At 62.8% G+C, this 18496-nt stretch carries 17 protein-coding genes, 1 tRNA gene and 1 pseudogene; 10 read left to right on the forward strand and 9 right to left on the reverse strand.

The features are described from left to right. Positions 1 to 146: 146 nt before the first annotated feature. From hisD to JQ558_RS37145, 7 genes are all read left to right on the forward strand, one after another. Positions 147 to 1442, forward strand: coding sequence for a histidinol dehydrogenase (gene hisD, locus JQ558_RS07520; RefSeq protein WP_212293258.1), 1296 nt, complete (start codon positions 147 to 149; stop codon positions 1440 to 1442). Further along, positions 1439 to 1942 (forward strand): UPF0262 family protein, encoded by a 504-nt coding sequence (locus JQ558_RS07525; protein ID WP_212276057.1) that lies wholly within the window; start codon positions 1439 to 1441, stop codon positions 1940 to 1942. The genes hisD and JQ558_RS07525 overlap by 4 nt, the downstream gene beginning before the upstream one ends. A gap of 105 nt (positions 1943 to 2047) precedes the next feature. Further along, the gene (locus JQ558_RS07530) at positions 2048 to 2515 is read left to right on the forward strand and encodes a low molecular weight phosphatase family protein (RefSeq protein WP_212276058.1); all 468 of its coding nucleotides are present in this window, start codon (positions 2048 to 2050) and stop codon (positions 2513 to 2515) included. Positions 2516 to 2764: 249 nt separating this feature from the next. Next, the gene (locus JQ558_RS07535) at positions 2765 to 3388 is read left to right on the forward strand and encodes a Maf-like protein (protein ID WP_212038174.1); all 624 of its coding nucleotides are present in this window, start codon (positions 2765 to 2767) and stop codon (positions 3386 to 3388) included. Beyond that, positions 3378 to 3575, forward strand: coding sequence for a DNA gyrase inhibitor YacG (gene yacG, locus JQ558_RS07540; protein ID WP_212209883.1), 198 nt, complete (start codon positions 3378 to 3380; stop codon positions 3573 to 3575). The genes JQ558_RS07535 and yacG overlap by 11 nt, the downstream gene beginning before the upstream one ends. 231 nt (positions 3576 to 3806) lie before the next feature. Next, positions 3807 to 3882, forward strand: a tRNA-Phe gene (locus JQ558_RS07545). A 401-nt stretch (positions 3883 to 4283) separates the two neighbouring features. Beyond that, the gene (locus JQ558_RS37145) at positions 4284 to 6935 is read left to right on the forward strand and encodes an EAL domain-containing protein (RefSeq protein WP_212293259.1); all 2652 of its coding nucleotides are present in this window, start codon (positions 4284 to 4286) and stop codon (positions 6933 to 6935) included. Between the two features lie 143 nt (positions 6936 to 7078). On the opposite strand, the gene JQ558_RS07555 is transcribed toward JQ558_RS37145, so the two are convergent. Together JQ558_RS07555 and JQ558_RS07560 are read right to left on the reverse strand one after the other, a co-directional pair. Next, positions 7079 to 7687 carry a hypothetical protein gene (locus JQ558_RS07555; protein ID WP_212293260.1) on the reverse strand — a complete coding sequence of 203 codons (609 nt, stop codon included), beginning with the start codon at positions 7685 to 7687 and terminating at the stop codon, positions 7079 to 7081. Positions 7688 to 8039: 352 nt separating this feature from the next. Next, positions 8040 to 8375, reverse strand: coding sequence for a GrlR family regulatory protein (locus tag JQ558_RS07560; RefSeq protein ID WP_212276061.1), 336 nt, complete (start codon positions 8373 to 8375; stop codon positions 8040 to 8042). Positions 8376 to 8535: 160 nt separating this feature from the next. On the opposite strand from JQ558_RS07560, the pseudogene JQ558_RS07565 reads away from it, so the two are divergent. Then, positions 8536 to 9797, forward strand: a pseudogene (locus JQ558_RS07565) (serine hydrolase domain-containing protein). Between the two features lie 128 nt (positions 9798 to 9925). Here JQ558_RS07565 and JQ558_RS07570 read toward each other — a convergent pair. Continuing rightward, complete coding sequence (locus JQ558_RS07570) at positions 9926 to 10282, reverse strand: hypothetical protein (RefSeq protein ID WP_212209878.1); 357 nt, start codon at positions 10280 to 10282, stop codon at positions 9926 to 9928. Positions 10283 to 11294: 1012 nt separating this feature from the next. Here JQ558_RS07570 and JQ558_RS07575 point away from each other — a divergent pair. Continuing rightward, positions 11295 to 11522, forward strand: coding sequence for a hypothetical protein (locus tag JQ558_RS07575; protein ID WP_212036264.1), 228 nt, complete (start codon positions 11295 to 11297; stop codon positions 11520 to 11522). A 28-nt stretch (positions 11523 to 11550) separates the two neighbouring features. Here JQ558_RS07575 and JQ558_RS07580 read toward each other — a convergent pair whose 3' ends face one another. From JQ558_RS07580 to JQ558_RS07605, 6 genes are all read right to left on the reverse strand, one after another. Then, positions 11551 to 11811 carry a DUF1488 domain-containing protein gene (locus JQ558_RS07580; protein ID WP_212293261.1) on the reverse strand — a complete coding sequence of 87 codons (261 nt, stop codon included), beginning with the start codon at positions 11809 to 11811 and terminating at the stop codon, positions 11551 to 11553. A gap of 274 nt (positions 11812 to 12085) precedes the next feature. Beyond that, a complete protein-coding gene (locus tag JQ558_RS07585) occupies positions 12086 to 13954 on the reverse strand; it encodes a TRAP transporter large permease subunit (RefSeq protein ID WP_212293262.1) in 1869 nt (622 codons plus the stop codon). Beyond that, positions 13951 to 14619, reverse strand: coding sequence for a TRAP transporter small permease subunit (locus tag JQ558_RS07590; protein ID WP_212209875.1), 669 nt, complete (start codon positions 14617 to 14619; stop codon positions 13951 to 13953). The genes JQ558_RS07585 and JQ558_RS07590 overlap by 4 nt, the downstream gene beginning before the upstream one ends. A gap of 199 nt (positions 14620 to 14818) precedes the next feature. Then, positions 14819 to 15955: a TRAP transporter substrate-binding protein gene (locus tag JQ558_RS07595; protein WP_212209874.1), complete on the reverse strand. Its 1137-nt coding sequence runs from the start codon at positions 15953 to 15955 to the stop codon at positions 14819 to 14821. A 216-nt stretch (positions 15956 to 16171) separates the two neighbouring features. Continuing rightward, on the reverse strand, positions 16172 to 17185 hold the full coding sequence (locus tag JQ558_RS07600) for an aldo/keto reductase (protein WP_212293263.1): 1014 nt from the start codon (positions 17183 to 17185) through the stop codon (positions 16172 to 16174). A 110-nt stretch (positions 17186 to 17295) separates the two neighbouring features. Beyond that, positions 17296 to 17724 (reverse strand): PaaI family thioesterase, encoded by a 429-nt coding sequence (locus tag JQ558_RS07605; RefSeq protein WP_212293264.1) that lies wholly within the window; start codon positions 17722 to 17724, stop codon positions 17296 to 17298. A 79-nt stretch (positions 17725 to 17803) separates the two neighbouring features. Between JQ558_RS07605 and JQ558_RS07610 the strand changes: the two genes are divergently transcribed. Next, positions 17804 to 18433, forward strand: a complete 630-nt coding sequence (locus tag JQ558_RS07610) for a CoA pyrophosphatase (protein WP_212293265.1) — start codon at positions 17804 to 17806, stop codon at positions 18431 to 18433. The last annotated feature ends 63 nt before the right edge of the window (positions 18434 to 18496 follow it).

The raw sequence follows: 18496 nt of genomic DNA on the forward strand, positions 1-18496 counted from the left end.
ATTGCGCATCTGAGCCTTCGCCGGGACGACGGGGTTTTGGGCTTGCCCCCTTTGAACCATCCGGCCATGGCGGACTCAAAGGGTTGACGACCATGGGGCCGCCGCGCCATTGAGCATAGGCCCGCAAGCCTCCACAGAAAGCCACCATGCCCATTCGCCTGGACAGAAGCAGCGCCGATTTCGACCAGCGCTTTGGCGCCTTTCTCGGCGCCAAGCGCGAAGCATCCGCCGATGTCGAGCGGGCGACCCGCGCCATCGTCGATGACGTGGCCGCGCGCGGCGACGCCGCCCTGCTCGAGGCGACCCGCAAATTCGACCGGCTGGACATCGCAGCCTCCGGCCTGCGCGTTACCGCTGATGAGATCGCGGCCGCGACCAAAGCCTGCGACAGCGCCACGCTGGATGCGCTGAAATTCGCGCGCGACCGGATCGAGATGTTCCATCGCCGCCAACTGCCCAGGGACGAGCGCTTCACCGATGCGCTCGGCGTCGAGCTCGGCTGGCGCTGGAGCGCGATCGACGCGGTCGGCCTCTATGTGCCCGGCGGCACGGCGGCGTATCCGTCCTCGGTGCTGATGAATGCGGTGCCGGCCGCGGTGGCCGGGGTGCCGCGCGTGGTGATGGTGGTGCCGTCGCCGGACGGCAAGCTCAACCCGCTGGTGCTGGCGGCAGCCGAGCTCGGCGGCGTCTCGGAAATCTACCGCGTCGGCGGCGCGCAGGCGGTGGCCGCGCTCGCCTACGGCACCGCCACGATCGCGCCGGTGGCAAAGATCGTCGGCCCCGGCAACGCCTATGTCGCCGCCGCCAAGCGGCAGGTGTTCGGCAAGGTCGGCATCGACATGATCGCCGGCCCCTCCGAGGTGCTCGTCATCGCCGACGACACCGGCAATGCCGGCTGGATCGCGGCCGATCTTTTGGCGCAGGCCGAACACGATGCCAGCGCGCAGTCGATCCTGATCACCGACAGCGAACGTCTCGCCGCCGAAGTCGAGCAGGCGGTGGAAGCACAGCTCGTCACCCTGCCGCGCGCGGAAATCGCCCGCGCCTCGTGGCAGGATTTCGGCGCCATCATCATGGTGAAAAAGCTCGACGACGCCGTGGAGCTGGCGAACGCCATCGCGGCCGAGCATCTCGAGATCATGACCGCGGACGCCGAAGCATTGTCGGCCAAAGTCCGCAACGCCGGCGCGATCTTTTTGGGCTCGCATACGCCCGAGGCGATCGGCGACTATGTCGGCGGCTCCAACCACGTGCTGCCGACCGCGCGCTCGGCGCGGTTCTCGTCGGGCCTCGGCGTGCTAGACTTCATGAAGCGCACCTCGATTCTCAAATGCGGGCCGGACCAGTTGCGCGCGCTGGGACCCGCCGCGATGACCCTGGGCAAGGCCGAAGGTCTCGATGCCCATTCACGCTCGATCGGATTGCGTCTCAACCTGTCATGACCAAGCCGCCCGCAGACGAGGATCCGCAGAATCGCATTGTCGCGGTGACGCTGGACGAGGAGTCGATCGGGCGTTCCGGGCCTGACATCGAACACGAGCGCGCGATCGCGATCTACGACCTGATCGAACAGAACCTGTTCGCGCCCGACGGGGCGGAGGGCGGCCCGTTCACCCTGCACCTTGCCATCACCGGCAACCGGCTGATGTTTGACATCCGCCGCGAGGACGGCACGCCTGTGGTGGCGCATCTGCTGTCGCTGACGCCGTTCCGGCGGATCGTGAAGGATTATTTCATGATCTGCGACAGCTATTACCAGGCGATCCGCACCGCGACCACCGACAAGATCGAGGCCATCGACATGGGCCGCCGCGGCATCCATGACGAGGGATCGCGCACGCTGCAGGAGCGGCTGAAGGGCAAGGTGCGCGTCGATTTCGAAACCGCGCGGCGGCTGTTCACGCTGATCTGTGTACTGCACTGGAAGGGGCAGGACGCATGACCCCGAAAAGTGCGAAGCGGTTTTCGGATCAGGTCATGCGTCAAATAAAGCGCGGGATCCGACTTTCGGAGAGGCTCGCGCCCCGAACCAGAGAAGACTGAGCGCATGGACGCGCCGCCCCGCGCGCGCAATCCGCAGGCCGTCTTGTTCGCATGCGGCCTGAACAGCGTGCGTTCGCCGATGGCCGAAAGCCTGCTGCAGCAGATGTTCCCGCAGGCACTCTATGTGAAATCCGCCGGCGTCAAGAAGGGCGAGCTCGATCCGTTCGCGGTCGCCGTGATGGCCGAACTCGGCCAGGATATTTCCGGCCACAAGCCGCAGACGTTCGAGGAGCTCGAGGATTGGGAAGGGCTCAATTTCGACCTCATCATCACGCTGTCGCCCGAGGCGCATCACAAGGCGCTGGCGCTGACGCACACGCTGGCCGCCGACGTCGAATACTGGCCGACGCCGGACCCGACCGACACCGAAGGCAGCCGCGAGCAGAAGCTGCAAGCCTATCGCGACGTCTGCGACGGCCTCTCGCTGCGCATCCGCCGGCGGTTTTCGAAGGTGGGCGCGGCGAGCGGATGAACCACCCTCGGTGTCGTCCCGGCCTTGAGCCGGGACCCATACGCCGCAGCGGGTGTGATTTAGGGCGGTAGCTGTGGCATCTTTCTTTTCAGCCACGAGGGCCGGTGGTTATGGGCCCCTGCGTTCGCAGGGGCGACGGAGATAGTGAAGCCACCACAACCACTTGCCACCCGGTTGTGAAAACCACGCCCTTCCGATAGGTTCCGCGCGCATTCGTCCCCTCGATTCCTCTGCCTCCCAAAAATCAGCATGCTTGGCCGTCCCAAATTCGTTCTTGCCTCCGGTTCGCCGCGACGGCTCAGCCTGCTCAACCAGGCCGGCATCGAGCCCGACGCGTTGCGCCCCGCTGACGTCGACGAGACCCCGAAGCGGGGCGAGCTGCCGCGCGCCTGCGCCAACCGACTGGCGCGCGCCAAAGCGGATGCCGCGCTGAAATCCGTGCAGCTCGATGATGAGCTGCGCGGTTCCTTCATCCTCGCTGCCGACACCGTGGTCGCGGTCGGCCGCCGCATCCTGCCGAAGGCGAACCTGGTCGACGAAGCCTCGCAGTGCCTGCGGCTGCTGTCCGGCCGCAACCATCGTGTCTACACGGCGATCTGCGTGGTGACGCCGAAGGAAGCCTTTCGCCAACGCCTGATCGAGACCCGCGTGCGCTTCAAGCGGCTCAACGAGGACGATATCCAGGCCTATATCGGCTCCGGCGAATGGCGCGGCAAAGCCGGCGGCTATGCGGTGCAGGGCATCGCCGGATCGTTCGTGGTCAAGATGGTCGGCTCCTACACCAACATCGTCGGCCTGCCGCTGTACGAGACGGTCACGCTGCTCGGCGGCGAAGGTTTTCCGATCCGCTTCGGCTGGTTGAATGCCAGCTGACCCGCCCAAAGATGAAGCGCCGTCGAAGCCTTCATCCAAGCCGTGCCCGGAATGCGGCAAGCCGGCCGAGAACCCCAAAACCTTACCCTTCTGCTCCTCCCGCTGCCGCGACGTCGACCTGAACCGCTGGCTGTCCGGGCGCTACGTCATCCCCGGCAAAGAGAATGAGGGAGAAGACGAGGAGTAGGGCGGCTCTCTCAACGAGTCGCATCGCGGAGAGAGCCCCCACCCAGAGTTCGTCGCCGCCGACTGGCCCAGGAACCATATGCCCCGACACCAAATACCGCTTATTCCCCAACAATTTGGCGGATAACTCCCAAGCGGGCCTGCCGCGCCGTAGCCGAAGGCGAAGGCGGGTGGACACGGCCCTCTCGCCCCACTATAAACCGCCCGCTCCGGGCCGTTTTCGCCCAGCAGTGCCCAGGTAGCTCAGTTGGTAGAGCATGCGACTGAAAATCGCAGTGTCGGTGGTTCGATCCCGCCCCTGGGCACCATTAACCTCAGTAACGCCGCATCCCGAAAGAGTTGCCAAGCAGGGGCTTGTCCCGCTTGGGCGAAGCCGCATGGTTCGATCCCGCCCCTGGGCACCGTTTGATGACCCGAGAACCTGACGCAGCGGCCCCGGCTTTCGACCCGCGGGCAGGGGCCAGGGCGCCGGATCGCAGCTATCTCCGTGATGTTACGGGGGTTTTGACAAAACATTAAGCCTGCCCGAACACCAAAACTTAAGGCTGCTGACGCTACGCTCGAGGATTGCAAGATCCCGGCGGTGCCCGGCCCGCGGCCATGCGGAACGCGGGCGGTTCAGGCGAAGATAGTCGATGTCATATTTGAAGGCGTTGCTATGCTCTGAGAGCGCAACCGTGGGTTTCCGGCTCGCGCGGGATTGCGTGCTGTGATTCACGCCCGCAGATTGGTCCGCAAAGCTGCCAAGGCAATCCTGCGAAATGCCCCGCTGCAGATCGCGCTGTTCTTCTTGCCGCTGGTGTGGATCGGCTACTTCGCGATCACGTCTTCGGAACGGGCGGAAGCGCTGCAACAGGCGCGGGCGCACGGAGACAGTGTCGCTGAACTGTTTGAGGAAAATTCCGAGCGGATATTCGAACGGGTGGATCAGTCATTGCGGGTCGTGCGTGCGCTTTACGCACAGGATCCGGCCACCTTCAGCCTGAAATTCTGGGCCGGCAAGGCGCAGATGGCGAGCGGCGACGTGGTTCAGTTCTCGCTGATCGGACCGAACGGCTATTTGTTCGATACGACGACCGGCTATTCCGGCCCGCCGCTCTATCTCGGGGACCGGGAGCACTTCATCAAGGTGATGGAGCTGACCGAAGATCGGATCTATGTCGCAAAGCCGGTGTTCGGGCGGGCGTCGAACAAATGGACCATCCAGATCGCAAGAAAGCTGTTCGACCACGGGAACGGTCCGGCGGGCGTCGTCGTCGGCTCGATCAGTGTGGACGTGGTCGGCAGGTTCTACGAAACCGCAAAGCTCGGTGTCGGCGGAACCCTCGTTCTCAGAAATAGCGACTACATCGTGCTCGCCGCGCGGGGAATAGACCAGGGCGCGGTGCTGGGACAGCGCAATCCCGGCCACGCTGAAGGCGAGTTACGGGACCGCTCCTATAGCCAATATTGGAATTGGAGCGGGAGCGAAGGTCGCCCGAACCGGACCAACAGGTTGATCACCGCGCGCAGATCGCGGGTTTTTCCGCTGATCTTTACCGCCGGCATTTCGGAGCAGGAGATCTATTCGCGCTCTGAAGCCAGGAAGAAAATCTATCTCGGTGGAGCACTTCTGCTCACGTTCATCATCCTGACGGCGACCGCGCTGCACTGGCGAAGACAGAAGGCGCTCGATGCGGCGCAGCGCGAACTGCGCGACTCCGTGAGCAAATTCGAGGACGCGCTGCGAAACCTTCCGCAAGGGCTCAGCATGTTCGACGGCGACGATCGCCTGATTGCGTTCAATCGACAATGGCTCGATGCCTATGGGCTTTCGCCTGAGAACATCAGGGTCGGCATGGATTTCCGCGAGGTGTTTGCGCACCAGGAGGCCGTGCGCGATCTCGACGCCTATCTGGTCGACCTCAAGGACCGGCTCGCCAAATCGGAACACACCTCCAACACGGTGCAGTTTCCGGACGGGCGCGTCATCTACATATCCTATGGACGGCGCGAGAGCGGCGGCTGGGTTGCGACGCATGAAGACATCACCGAACGCAAGGCTTCCGAGGACCGGATCGAGAAGCTGGCGCACTATGACAGCCTGACCGGCCTTGCCAATCGCAACCTGTTCAAGGGGTCGCTTGACGAAGCGCTGGACAAGTATTTTCTGCACCAGACGCCGTTCGCCGTGCTGTTGCTGGATCTCGACAAGTTCAAGTCCGTCAACGACGCGCTCGGCCACCACTGCGGCGATGCGCTGCTCAAGCAGGTCGCCGGCCGGATCAAGGCGCAGGCCCGAACCGTCGATACGGCGGCCCGGATCGGCGGCGACGAGTTTGCGCTGATCGTGGCGCCGGGGCCGTCCGCGCTGCAGGACGCCGCCGCAACGCTCGCCGCGCGCCTGGTCCAGGCCATTGCCGAGCCCTATGAAATAGACGGCCACCCGGTCGTGATCGGATGCAGCATCGGTGTCGCCGTGGTGCCCGGGCATGGCACGCGCATCGATGAAATTCTTCGCAATGCCGATCTTGCGCTCTACAAGTCGAAGAACGCCGGTCGAAATTGCTTCCATCTCTACTCGCCGGAACTCAAGGCCGAAGCCGACCAGCGCGACATCCTTGAAATCGAGCTTCGCGAGGCGATCTGGCGCGAAGAGATCGAGGTGTTCTATCAACCCATATTCGAGCTCTCGACCGGCCGCGCGAAATCGGTCGAGGCGCTGGCGCGCTGGCGCCACAAGACCAGGGGCCTGATCCCTCCCGCCGAATTCATTCCGGTGGCGGAACGGGGAGGGCTGATCGGCGAGCTCGGCAATCTGGTGCTCGCCAAGGCGTGTCGCCATGCCGTGATGCTGCCGGACGACATCAAGGTTGCGGTCAACCTGTCTGCTCTGCAATTTGCCGGCGGCAGTCTCGTCGATTCCGTCATGGTCGCGCTGGTCGACAGCGGACTTGCCGAGACGCGGCTGGAGCTCGAGATCACCGAGAGCGTCTTCCTTGCTGACAGCCAGGAAAATCTCAAGACGCTCGAACGCCTGAAGCGGCTTGGCGTTTCGATCGCGCTCGACGATTTCGGCGTCGGCTTTTCATCACTGTCCTATCTGACCGCTTTTCCGTTCGACAAGGTCAAGATCGACAAGTCCTTCATCGACAGGATCGGTCGCGCCGAGACCGTTGCCGTCCTCGGATCGATCGTCCAGCTGGCAAACACGTTGAACCTTTCGATCGTCGCCGAAGGCGTCGAGACATCCGAACAAGTTGAAAAGATCCGCGCGCTCGGCATTGCCCTGGGCCAGGGATACCTCTTCAGCAAGCCCGTTCCGTTCGGCGAACTGTTGCTGCAGGTCCTTCCCGAGAGCGAGCGGCAGGCCGTGGCCTGACAGGTCGTGTAGGGCGGATTTAAGCCGAAGGCGTAATCCGCCGCCTTCGGTTCAACGCTAATCGAACGTGCTTCGTTTGGCCAGGGACGGCGGATTACGCCTTCGGCTCCAATCCGCCCTACTCGAGCTCTGCTCGGTTGTTGTCAATTGGACGATACAAGCGCCGCTAGTTCGGCTTGCTTCTGCTTGACCGCGTTTAGCTGGGAACTGAACCACGCTATATCGACCGTGCTATTCGCGACATCATCCTCTAACTGCGCGAGCAGTGTGTACTGCTCTCGGATCAGCGGGGCCAGATGATCGTCTTTGAATGCCGCAATCAGGTGCGCGTCGTCATCCCTGTACTCGTCGACCGCATCAAGTATCGCTTCCATCATGCCAACATCGAGGGATTTGACCTCCTTGTGCAACAAGTAGTGCAGTTCCAGTTCGGTATCTTTCGTTTTGTCCAGACTATAGGACTTCATCCCGACAGTAATCAGGCAACTGTCGGAGAGAACTGCCATTAGCCAACGCTGCGTCAACAGCAAGTGCAAATTCTTCTCGTTCGCGTCCTTCGCCCAATCTGCATCTTTGCACATGAAAGACCATGCTGCGACGTGCTTAGCACCTTGCGAGGCGACATACGCGGCGCGCCATGCTCGCTCCATCATGATCAGCTTCAGGAGGCGTGACTTTTGCATTTGCCACGTTGCTTCATCTGCAACCATCTTAAGCTGCGATTTGCAGAAATCCCGCCAATAATCGAGCAAGCTGATTCCGTTCCTGCCCACCAACCCGCTGCGAGGCGCTTCCAATCAGCGGGCAACGGCGGCGATGTAATAATGTTGTCGGCGTCTTTCAGCAGCTCATTGTACGTCAGAGGTCGGTGGAAAAGTGCTTTGAAGAATGCCATCTCTTGCGCCTCAATATCGCTCGAGGCAGTCTACATAAAATTGTAACCGGGAATAGCCAGCCCATCCGAAATGGTTGCAAGTCGGCTTCGGGTCATTCGCGTCGGCGAGCGGCTATGCTTGCTCGTCGTTGGCAAAGAACGGCGGATTACGCCTTCGGCTCCAATCCGCCCTACAAGCTCTACGGTTACGCTGTTCCTGAATTTCAAACTCACCCCGCCACCAGCAACCTTAACACCGCATCATACCGAATGCCCTGCTCGCCAACGAGGGCCATCGCATCGACCTTGGCGCCGGCGTCGTTATACGTGCCGAAAAATCCGATGTATTGGACGCGGGCCACCATCGGTCGGTCTGTCGGGGTATGTTCGTTACTGGTCATCTTGCCTTTCCAGCTTCCGCCAGAGCATTCGTAGTTGCCGGTGTAGTAGACGTAGGCGTCGCCGCCGTGGATCTCGCCGTCGCGCAGGATCAGGACGCCGCCGACGTCATCGGCCACGCCGTCGCGGGATTTGGCGGATAGCGAATAGAGCCCGTTCCTGATCATGAATGTTTCCACGCCCGATCGCCAGCCAACATTGCCGGCGCATACCCGCTGCTCACCCGTGCGTCTTGCCGCTCCGGGAGGCGCGACTTAAACTTATAACCGGCGGACACCGAAATGGCGACGCAATCGCCCGGGATGGATCCGTCGTCGGGAGGATTTCATGAAAACGCTCATCGCCGCGGCCGTGGTTGCCGGGATCGCCCTTAACGCGGCCAGTGCCGCGCCATTGCCGGAGGCAAAGCCGGACGAGGCGGGATTCTCGCAAGCCGGGCTCGCCCGGCTGGATGATTCTTCGCGCGCGAGATGCTCGCAAAACGCGTGCCCGGCGCCGTGGTCGCCATCGCGCGCGATGGCAAGCTCGTCCACTACAAGGCCTATGGCCAGCTCGATCCCGCAAAAGGCACGCCGATGCCGCTCGATGCCATCTTCGCGTTGGCGTCCATGACCAAGCCGATGGCGGCGGTTGCAGGATTGACGCTGATGGAGCAGGGCCGTCTGCCGCTGCAGGCCAGTCTCTCGCAATATTATCCGGCGTTTGCCGAGATGAAGGTGGGCGTGCCGCAGGCCGATGGCACGATCAAGATGGAGCCGCAGGCGCGGCCGATCACCATTCACGACCTCTATCGCCACACCTCCGGCCTGATGTATGGCGGCCGGCCGGACAGTTCGAGCCTGGTCGCGCGCCTCTATCCCGACGGCACCGCGCCGGCCATCGAAGGCGATACCCCGGCCTTCATCGACCGCATCACGAAGCTGCCGCTTGCGCATCAGCCGGCGACGGCATTCGAATATGGCTTCTCGATCGACGTGCTGGGCGCGGTGGTCGAGAAAGTCAGCGAGCAGCGGCTCGGCGAATATCTGGCGGCGAATGTCTGGAAGCCGCTCGGCATGAAGGACGCCACGTTCCGCCCCGCGGAGGCGCAGCGCGAGCGTCTCGCCCGTCCGTTCCCCAATGACCCGCTCACGGGCAAGCCGCAGTCCATCAAACTGCTGGACACGCCGACCAAGTCCGATTGCGGCGGCGCCTGCGCGTTTGCGACCGTCGGCGACTACATCCGCTTCGGGCAGATGCTGCTTAATGGCGGCGAGCTCGACGGCCAACGCGTGCTCGGCCCGAAGACGGTGCATCACATGACCAGCAATCACCTCGGGCCCGGGATCAAGAACAACGTGGCAAACGTCGAGCCGCATCGCGGCGGTTTCAGCTTCGGCCTGTCGGTGGCGGTGCGCACCCATGAAGGCCTGTCGGCGGTCCCCGGCAATCCCGGCGAGTTCAGCTGGAACGGCGCCTACGGCACGCAGTTTTTCGCCGATCCGAAGGAGCGTCTCGTCGTGGTGGTCGGAACCGCCGCACCCGGCGAGCTGCGCAAATATTATCGCGAGCAAGTCCAGGACATCGTCTACGGCGCCATGGTGAAGTGAATCTTGTAGGATGGGTAGAGCGCAGCGAAACCCATCATCTCTCCCCCGTGCAAGCATCGATGGGTTTCGCCGAGTTTATCATCGGGCCGGCCAAAGGCCGGACCCGTTGGCTCTACCCATCCGACGATCTACTTGTCGTGCGGTCCGCCTGCTACCGGCTCCGCCAGATGCAGGAATTCGTCGAACGCGACGGCGCCTTCCGCAACGCTGTGGCACGCGCGACTGTCGATAAAGATTTGCGCGTCATGGTCGAAGATCTCGACGATAAAAAGGGGCTGCCTTGCGGCGCAAGCCACTGAGGCAGCGTGCATGCGAATTTCATAGTCGCCGATCCACGCCAGGGAAATCGCCTCACCCTCGGGGCGGGACACCAAGCTGACATAGGCTCGGGAAATTCGCAGCGTTGTAAAATTGTATTCCAACGCACGTCCCACAGCGAAACCTCGCGCTTTGTTGGTCGGCCGCACGATTACCAGCCCCGCCATTACGGGACGCTGGCGGTGAAATTAATGTTTCGAAAGACGGGCCGCGGAATGGCTGCTTAATTTCGGCGCTGTTCCCTTCCCGTCATTGCGAGCGAAGCGAAGCAATCCATATTGCGCCTGGCCGAGGCGTGGATTGCTTCGCGGAGCCTGTCATCGGGCGCGCATTCGCGCGACCCGGTGGCCCGCAATGACGACATGAAGACAGTAGTGCGGCAAATTAACCCGACGGGCAAAATTCCGCTTTCCTCGTCGGGCAAATCATCTCTACGAATTTGCGCATCCCGTCCTATCAAGAGGGGCGTTGGCCATCGTCACAACGAGGGGCGGGTCGCGGTGGACGCTGAGGTCGCGATTGACGGTCGCGGCTGAAGCGTACGGTGAAGTCGTGTGGTCCTGACGCCCGTAACGGCGTCAAGTCCCGTGGGAGCTAACGCTTCCGAGGGGCGACGGTGGCAATAGAGGCCGTCTCACCGGGGAGAGCACGAAGTAAGCCGTAAAGCCATTGCGCAGGGAAGGCCGGATGCTCTCCGCTGGACCTGTATGCTCGTGTGCGTGTTCTTGTTGCACAATTGCACACGGGACCGCGGGTGCAGCGCGCACCCGGTCTTCCCTGCGCCCTCTCATTTGAGGGCACGGAAATTTCTGGCAAAGCTCGGGCGCGATGCGTCGCGAGAATGCGAAGCTGCGTTTACATAATGGTGCAAGGCGCGCGCGGCAAACACCGCCGTCGTCCCGGCCTTTTGAGCCGGGACCCATACGCCGCGGCCCATCGGTTAAAGCGCCGGCGTCAGAGACCTTCTGCCAACAACGACCGCCGCGGCGTATGGGTCCCGGCGCAAGGCCGGGACGACCAATAGATGGGCTATTTGAAAATTGAATCAGAGCAAGCCGGGCCGCGCCCGGCGTAGCCCTTTTGGGCGAAATCGGGTCCTTAACCTCTAAGGCGATCCTTCACACCAGGGTCGTATTGGAGTCACGTTGCCGCGCTACATGAGCGCCAACGGGAGTGCGCATGACCAAGATTTCGCCGAACAACTTCAATCCGGAACTGGTTTCAATGATGAGATCGGTGCTGGAATTGGCCTCGGCCCATGTCGACAGCGCGTCGGGCAAGCCCGCCACGCCGGCGATCAAGGTCAAGATGGCGTCGCGCATCCTCGCAACCGCCGCCGCAGGCGTCACCGACGCCGGCCAGTTGCAATCGGCCGCGATCGAAGAGGGGCTGTGCCCGGCGGACTGAGGCGCGCCTTCCTTTTAGAAGCTTGCCTTTAGAAGTTCGCCGCGCCGAGATCGTAGGAGCCGCGGCTGCCGCGCACGTAAACCCGGGCGGCGGCGGCGCAGATCCTGTCGCGGTTGGCGTCGAAGGCGTTCAGGCAGCCCGATTCATCGAGCGGAGTACCCGGCTGGATGCGCGCCAGCGCCGCCTCGTGGACATAGAACGAGGCCTCGATCGCGCTGTCGTAGCCCCAGAATCGCACCGCGCGCCGGGTGTGGTCATAGGCTCGGCTATGGTTCGGAAAATCGATCATGATGGTCACCAGTGACCGTGACGCCGGCCCCAATAGTGGCCGCCGCTAAACAACGCCACCACGACAACAACAAACAGGACAGGTTCAAAACCCAGGATCGGTTCCATCGGAATCCTCCACTGGATTGCGGCTGCGTTCACCGCAAGTCGGCTGGGACAACGGCCCATTCAGGCCGTTGTTCCCACTGGAACCGTGATGAAATTAGGTCGAGTAGCAGCGGCGAAGGGACTGCGCTCCCTCTCCCGCTTGCGGGAGAGGGCTGGGCGGGGTCTCGCTAACCGCCGTAGAGATATTTCGGCAGCCACAGCGTCATGCCCGGCCACATATACATGAAGACCATGCAGACGATCACGATGAACATGTAAGGCATCATGCCGGAAAAGATCTGGTTCAGCGTGACGTGCTTGGGTGCAACGCCTTTCAGGTAGAACGCCGACATCGCCACCGGCGGCGACAGGAAGGCGGCCTGCAGGTTCACGAACACCAGCACGCCCCACAGGATCGGGTCGACGCCGAAGTGCTTCAGCATCGGCAGGAAGATCGGCACGAAGATCACGATGATCTCGGTCCATTCCAGCGGCCAGCCCAGCACGAAGATGATCGCCTGCGACAGGATCATGAACTGGAGCGTTGTCAGGTTGAGCGACAGCACCCAGCTCTCCAGCAGCGCCTGGCCGCCGAGAATCGCGAACACCGCCGAGAACAGCGCCGAGCCGACGAACAGCCAGCACACCATCGACGTGGTCTTGAGGGTGAGGAACACCGCCTCCTTGGTTTTTTTCCAGTTCAGCGTGCGGGCATGGAACGCCAGCAGGAAGGCGCCGGCGGCGCCCACCGCCGCCGATTCCGTGGCGGTCGTGATGCCGAACAGGATCACGGCGAGAACGACCACGGTCAGCAGGCCAAGCGGCATCACCGAGGTGATGAGTAGCCGCAGCACCTCGAACTGCTCGGCCTCCATGATCGCGTAATAGTAGAACAGCAGCAGCAGCAGGACGGCCGCGGTGAACCCGAAATACAGGTAGAAGCCTTCCGGCGGCCCGGACGCCGACGGCGGGGCGGCAGTTTCGCTCTGCAGATTACCCATCTGCTGCAGCACCTCCGGCTCGCCCTTTTTGGCCGCGCCGGACTGCTGGACCGAGCTGCCCAGTTCCTGGAGTTTTTCCTCGACCGGCTCGCTGCTCGGCGCCCCCTGTCCGAGCGGGGTCGGCGCCTCGCTGCGCTCGATGGCGGTGGGCGCGTCCGGCTGCTGGTGGATCACGACGTACCACCAGATGCCCCACAGGGTGCCGAGCGTCATGACCAGCGGCACCAGCACGAACGACAGGCTCTTGAGGATCGTGCCGTAGCCGAGCCGCGCGCCATCCACCGTGATGGCAAGGGCCCGCGACGGGGCCACCGTCGCGGCCAGCAATGCCGGCAGCATTTTTCGCGAGTAGAGCTGCTGGACCTGCGTCACCCACGGCCGCACCGGCACCCGGGTTTCGCTCTCCGGCAGCTTCGGCGCGATTTTGGGGTTAATCAGCGCCCAGCCGATGATGTAGACGAGGTAGAGGAACGCCAGGAAGAAACTCGGAAACATCGCCGCGGCATACAGCTTGACCACCGACTGCCCGGCGACCGCCGCATAGACGATGATCATGACCGAGGGCGGGATCAGGATGCCGAGCGTGCCGCCGGCGGTGATGACGCCGGAGGCGAGTTTCACGTCATAGCCGGCCTTGAGCATCGGGTTGAAGGCGATGACGCCCATCAGCACCACGACGGCGCCGACCAGGCCCGAGGCAATGCCCCAGAAGGTGCAGACGATCAACGAGGCGACCGCGAGCGCCGCCGGCACGCGCCGGAACGCCAGCTGGATCGCGTAGAACATCTTGTCCACCAGCGCGCCGCGTTCCATCACGTAGCCCATCAGGACGAACAGCGGGATGGAGATCAGGACGTCGTTGGTCATCGCGCCATAGGTGCGCTGGACCATCAGGTCGAAGATGTGGTTGTCGGCCCAGGATTCGCCGGCGCGGTAATAGGCGAAGAAGCCGAAGAACATGCCAAGCCCCATCAGCGTGAACGCCGTGGGGAAACCCATGATGATGACGACGACGATGAGTCCGAGCATCAAAAGCCCGAGTGCCGGATCGCTCATGGCTGTGACGCTCCGCCCAAGCCGCGCTGGCGCGCGCTCTCCTCGATGTTCTGCGCGTGCTCGATCGCGTTGCGGCGCGTTTCGTCGTCGACATGCTCGCTCAGCGCCAGTTGCTCCTCGACGACATCGATTTCGCTGACGTCCTTGAGGCGGCTCGGCCACACGCCGGTCTTGAGGCAGATGACGCAGCGCGCGATTTCGGCGGACCCCTGCAGCAGCAGCAAAAAGCCGGCCAGCGGGATCATCGCCTTGAAATGATAGACCGGTGGTCCGTCCGCGGTCACATTGGAATGCTCGTTGATGCGCCATGACAGCGCGGCATAGTCCCAGCCGGCATAGGCCAGCGCCGCGATCCCGGGCAGGAAAAACACGATGTAGAGCACCAGATCGAGCCCGGCCTGGGTGCGCGGCCGCATCGAGGAGTAGAGAAAGTCGCCGCGGACATGGGCGTTCTGCGCCAGCGTATAGGCGCCACCGAGCATGAACGCCGCGCCGTACAGCATATTCGACGCGTCGAAGATCCATGCGGTCGGCATGTTCAGGATGTAGCGCTTGAAAACCTCGGCGCAGACGAGAAGCATCAAGCCCATCACCAGCCAGGCGGCCGCCTTGCCGGCAAAGGTGCTGATACCGTCGAGGGTATGCAGAAAACGGTCGCTGTTCATGAAATCTGGACTGCTTGGTACAGGGCTGCCTGGTACAGGAATGATCCGGACGGGATCGGGCGTAATGGCCGACCTGAGATCCGGCGCCGCGTCGGAGCGCGTTCACGTCGTGAATACGCAGGCGATGGCCAGCCGACGATACAAGACCCCGCCCGGGATTGCCATCCCGGACGGGGTCTGTTGGCCGATTCTATTGCCGTTAGGTCCGCTTCTTGGCGTTGGGTCCGAAGTAGTGGTTATACGCCATGCGGCGGTTCACCACCGTGTCCTGCTCCCACTGCGTCGCGCGCTTGGCGAAGGCCAGCTGGGACGCAACGATCTCCTTGAACAGCGGATTCTCCGCCGACTTTTTCTCGACGACCTGATCGTAAATATCGAGCTGCGCCTGCAGCACCGAGTCAGGGGTCTTGTAGAACTTGACGTTATCCTTGGTCTGCATCTCGGCGTAGTCTTTCGAATACCGGTCGATCGCCTTCCAGGCCATGTCCTGCCCGGCCGCTTCGGCGGCGTTGTCGAGGATCGCGCGGATCTTCGCCGGCAGCGCGTCGTACTTGTCCTTGTTGAACATGATCTCGAACTGCTCGGCATTCTGGTGATAGCTCTGCAGCATGCAGATCTTGGACACGTCGGGGAAGCCGAGGACGCGGTCCGACGTGGCGTTGTTGAATTCGGCGGCATCGAGCAGGCCGCGATCGAGCGCAGCGACGATTTCACCGCCGGGCAAGGCGTTGACCGCGGCACCCATGCCGCTGAACACGTCGATCGAAATGCCGACGGTCCGGAACTTGACGCCCTTCAGGTCGTCCGCCTTGGTGACCGGCTTCTTGAACCAGCCGAGCGGCTGGGTCGGCATCGGCCCATACGGGAACGAGACGACGTTGGCGCCGATCGAGTTGTACAGCTTGGCCAGAAGCTCCTTGCCGCCGCCGTACTTGTGCCAGGCCAGCAGCATGTTGGCGTCCATCGCATAGCCGGGACCGGAGCCCCACAGCGCGAGCGCGTTCTGCTTGCCGTAATGATAGGCGAGCACGCCGTGGCCGCCGTCGAGCGTACCCTTCGAGACCGCCTCGAGCAGGCCGAAGGCGGGCACCACGGCGCCGGCCGGCAGCACCTCGATCTTGAGGTCGCCGCCGGTCATGTCGTTGACCTTCTTGGCGTAGTCGAGCGCATACTCGTGGAAAATGTCCTTGGCCGGCCAGGTGCTCTGGAAGCGCATGCTGGTCGCGCCTTGCGCGCTGGCGATGCTCGGTGCCGCGACCGTTGCTGCGGCGCCCGCGGCGGCCGCTTTCAGGAAGCGGCGGCGGCTGGAAGTGGTGTCCTTTTTGGATGTCGTCATGGTTTCCTCCCCGTTTTGACGGCGATCCAACCGAGGATGCGCCCCTTATTATTGGAAGGGAGACAAAGGCTTGCGCAGGTGTTTGGCAAGAATGTTCGGGAAGATGCGACGCTTCGACGCGGCAGATGGTGAACAACGTCGATGACTGCTTCCGGATTTATTCCGAAGGCGCTGAATTAAATTTCGCAAGCCCGCGATGTCGTATGCGACTTTCGTTTAAGTCACGGTGCGCGCGCGCCGTCCCTCGATCGGATAGGCGGGATCGTTGAACCCCGGTGTGGATGGATGCCCACTCACGACCAGCCGGTCGATCAGCGCTTCGTCCTCCGACGTGAAGCGATAATCGAGCGCCTTCAGGTAGTCGTCCCACTGCTGCTCGGTGCGGGGACCGGCGATCACGGCGGACACGAATGACGAGTTCAGCACCCATGACACCGCGAACTGCCCGGCGGTGATGCCGCGCCCTTCGGCGTGCTCCTTGATTTGCTGCGCGAGCTGCAGCGATTCCGGCCGCCATTCGGTCTGCATCATGCGCTTGTCGTTGCGGCCGGCGCGGCTGTCCTTGTCGGGCGTCGCATCGGGCAGGTACTTGCCGGTCAGCACGCCGCGCGCCAAGGGGCTATAGGGCACGATGCCGAGACCGTAATAGCCGCAGGCCGGGAAGTGCTCGACCTCCGGCATCCGGTTCATGGCGTTGTAATACGGCTGGCTCACGATCGGACGATCGATGCCGTTGCGGTCGCAGATGTTGCAGATCTCGGCGACGCGCCAGGCGCGGTAATTCGAGACGCCGAAATAGCGGATCTTGCCCTGCCGCATCAGGTCGCCCATCGCGCGCACGGTCTCTTCCAGCGGCGTCGCGTGGTCTTCCTTATGCAGATAGTAGATATCGATATAGTCGGTGCCGAGCCGCTTCAAACTCTCTTCCACCGCCTGCAGCACCCAGCGCCGCGACAGCCCGCCGCAATTGGGATCGTCACCCATCTGGTTGGCGAGTTTTGTCGCGAGCACCCAACTGTGCCTGATGTTGGCAATGGCGCGGCCGACCACTTGCTCGGACTTGCCGCCATTATAGGCGTCCGCGCTGTCGATGAAATTGATCCCGGCCTCGCGTGCCTTCGCCACGATCCGCGACGACGTCGCTTCGTCGGTCGGTCCGCCGAACATCATGGTGCCCAAGCAGATCGGCGAAATCTTCAGGCCGCTGCGACCGAGTTGACGATATTGCATCGGGCGGATCCTCTAACTTGAGCCGTCATTCCGGGGCGATGCGAAGCATCGAACCCGGAATCGCGAGATTCCGGGTCTGGTGCTAATGCACCATCCCGGAATGACGGTGTCTAACTTTCATTCTTCAATATCTTAAACACGCCCGATGCCATCGCGATACAGCGCTGGTCGACGGTGACTTCGGTGGTGATGAAAATCAGGCTGCGGGTGGCGCGCACCACGTGTGGCTTCGAGATCAGCACCTCGCCGATCCTGCCGGATTCAACGAAATGCGTGTCGAGCTGCACGGTCGCCAGCGTCGGCTTGCCCGAGACGTGTCGCGCGGTGATGCCGCAGGTGCGGTCGGCAAACGTCATCAGCACGCCGCCCTGCACCAGGCCGCGGCGGTTGTGATGCTTGTCCTCGGTGATCAGCGCGAATTCAAGCTCGCCGCCGAGCGTTCGCTGCCACAGGGGTCCTATCAGATGCAGGAATCCGGTCGTCTCGACGATTTTCCAGCCATCGGATTTGAGCTTCTCCGTGGCGGCCCTGGTCGTCATCTGATGCATTCCGTTCCCTGCAGGCGGTCATGTCCTGAACGTCATTTCATCAAACGCGGGAGTATTGTAGTCAAGCGCCATGGCCCGTTCATTTGATGATGCCACCCGGCGAAATATCGCAGAGCTTGTTGCAGCTTTTTCGCGGGCGACCGCGGATGAGCCGGAGCCTGCGCTGAAGCGGGCCGCCGTTGTCATCGCGCTCACCGAAAGCGAGAATGGTGCCGAAACGGCGTTTCTCCTGACGCGGCGTGCCGAGGGCCTGCGCTCCCATTCGGCGCAATGGGCGCTGCCGGGCGGACGCTGCGATCCCGGCGAGACGCAAGTCCAGTCGGCGTTGCGCGAGCTTCATGAAGAGCTCGGCCTGGAGCTCGGAGAGAGCGATGTGCTGGGCCTGCTCGACGACTATCCGACGAGGTCCGGCTATCTGATCACGCCGGTCGTAGTGTGGGCGAGCACGAAGGCCGCGCTGGTGCCGAACCCGGCGGAGGTGGCTTCCGTGCATCGCATCGCGCTTGATGAGATCGAGCAGCAAGACGCGTTCAGCTTCACCAGGATTCCCGAAAGCGCGCGGCGCGTGATCCGCTTTCGGCTCGCCGGCCAACACATCCACGCGCCGACGGCGGCACTGATCTATCAATTCAGCGAAGTGCTGGCCGGCCGCAATACCCGCGTGGCCGAGCTGGAGCAGCCGGTGTTCGCCTGGAAATAGGACTCCTTAAGTCCGTCATTGCGACCCGTTGGCTCGCAACGACGATGGGTAGGGTTGTCCGGA

It is taken from the genome of Bradyrhizobium sp. AUGA SZCCT0160 (genome assembly GCF_018130105.1).
Lineage (GTDB): Bacteria > Pseudomonadota > Alphaproteobacteria > Rhizobiales > Xanthobacteraceae > Bradyrhizobium.

Coding starts and splice junctions, on each gene's coding strand:
- JQ558_RS07600 (WP_212293263.1), bottom strand. CDS start 17,185: ATGCAATATCGTCAACTCGGTCGCAGCGGCCTGAAGATTTCGCCGATC.
- JQ558_RS07575 (WP_212036264.1), top strand. CDS start 11,295: ATGACCAAGATTTCGCCGAACAACTTCAATCCGGAACTGGTTTCAATG.
- JQ558_RS07535 (WP_212038174.1), top strand. CDS start 2,765: ATGCTTGGCCGTCCCAAATTCGTTCTTGCCTCCGGTTCGCCGCGACGG.
- JQ558_RS07595 (WP_212209874.1), bottom strand. CDS start 15,955: ATGACGACATCCAAAAAGGACACCACTTCCAGCCGCCGCCGCTTCCTG.
- JQ558_RS07605 (WP_212293264.1), bottom strand. CDS start 17,724: ATGACGACCAGGGCCGCCACGGAGAAGCTCAAATCCGATGGCTGGAAA.
- JQ558_RS07590 (WP_212209875.1), bottom strand. CDS start 14,619: ATGAACAGCGACCGTTTTCTGCATACCCTCGACGGTATCAGCACCTTT.
- hisD (WP_212293258.1), top strand. CDS start 147: ATGCCCATTCGCCTGGACAGAAGCAGCGCCGATTTCGACCAGCGCTTT.
- JQ558_RS07530 (WP_212276058.1), top strand. CDS start 2,048: ATGGACGCGCCGCCCCGCGCGCGCAATCCGCAGGCCGTCTTGTTCGCA.
- JQ558_RS07570 (WP_212209878.1), bottom strand. CDS start 10,282: ATGGCGGGGCTGGTAATCGTGCGGCCGACCAACAAAGCGCGAGGTTTC.
- JQ558_RS07560 (WP_212276061.1), bottom strand. CDS start 8,375: ATGATCAGGAACGGGCTCTATTCGCTATCCGCCAAATCCCGCGACGGC.
- JQ558_RS07610 (WP_212293265.1), top strand. CDS start 17,804: ATGGCCCGTTCATTTGATGATGCCACCCGGCGAAATATCGCAGAGCTT.
- yacG (WP_212209883.1), top strand. CDS start 3,378: ATGCCAGCTGACCCGCCCAAAGATGAAGCGCCGTCGAAGCCTTCATCC.
- JQ558_RS07525 (WP_212276057.1), top strand. CDS start 1,439: ATGACCAAGCCGCCCGCAGACGAGGATCCGCAGAATCGCATTGTCGCG.
- JQ558_RS07580 (WP_212293261.1), bottom strand. CDS start 11,811: ATGATCGATTTTCCGAACCATAGCCGAGCCTATGACCACACCCGGCGC.
- JQ558_RS07585 (WP_212293262.1), bottom strand. CDS start 13,954: ATGAGCGATCCGGCACTCGGGCTTTTGATGCTCGGACTCATCGTCGTC.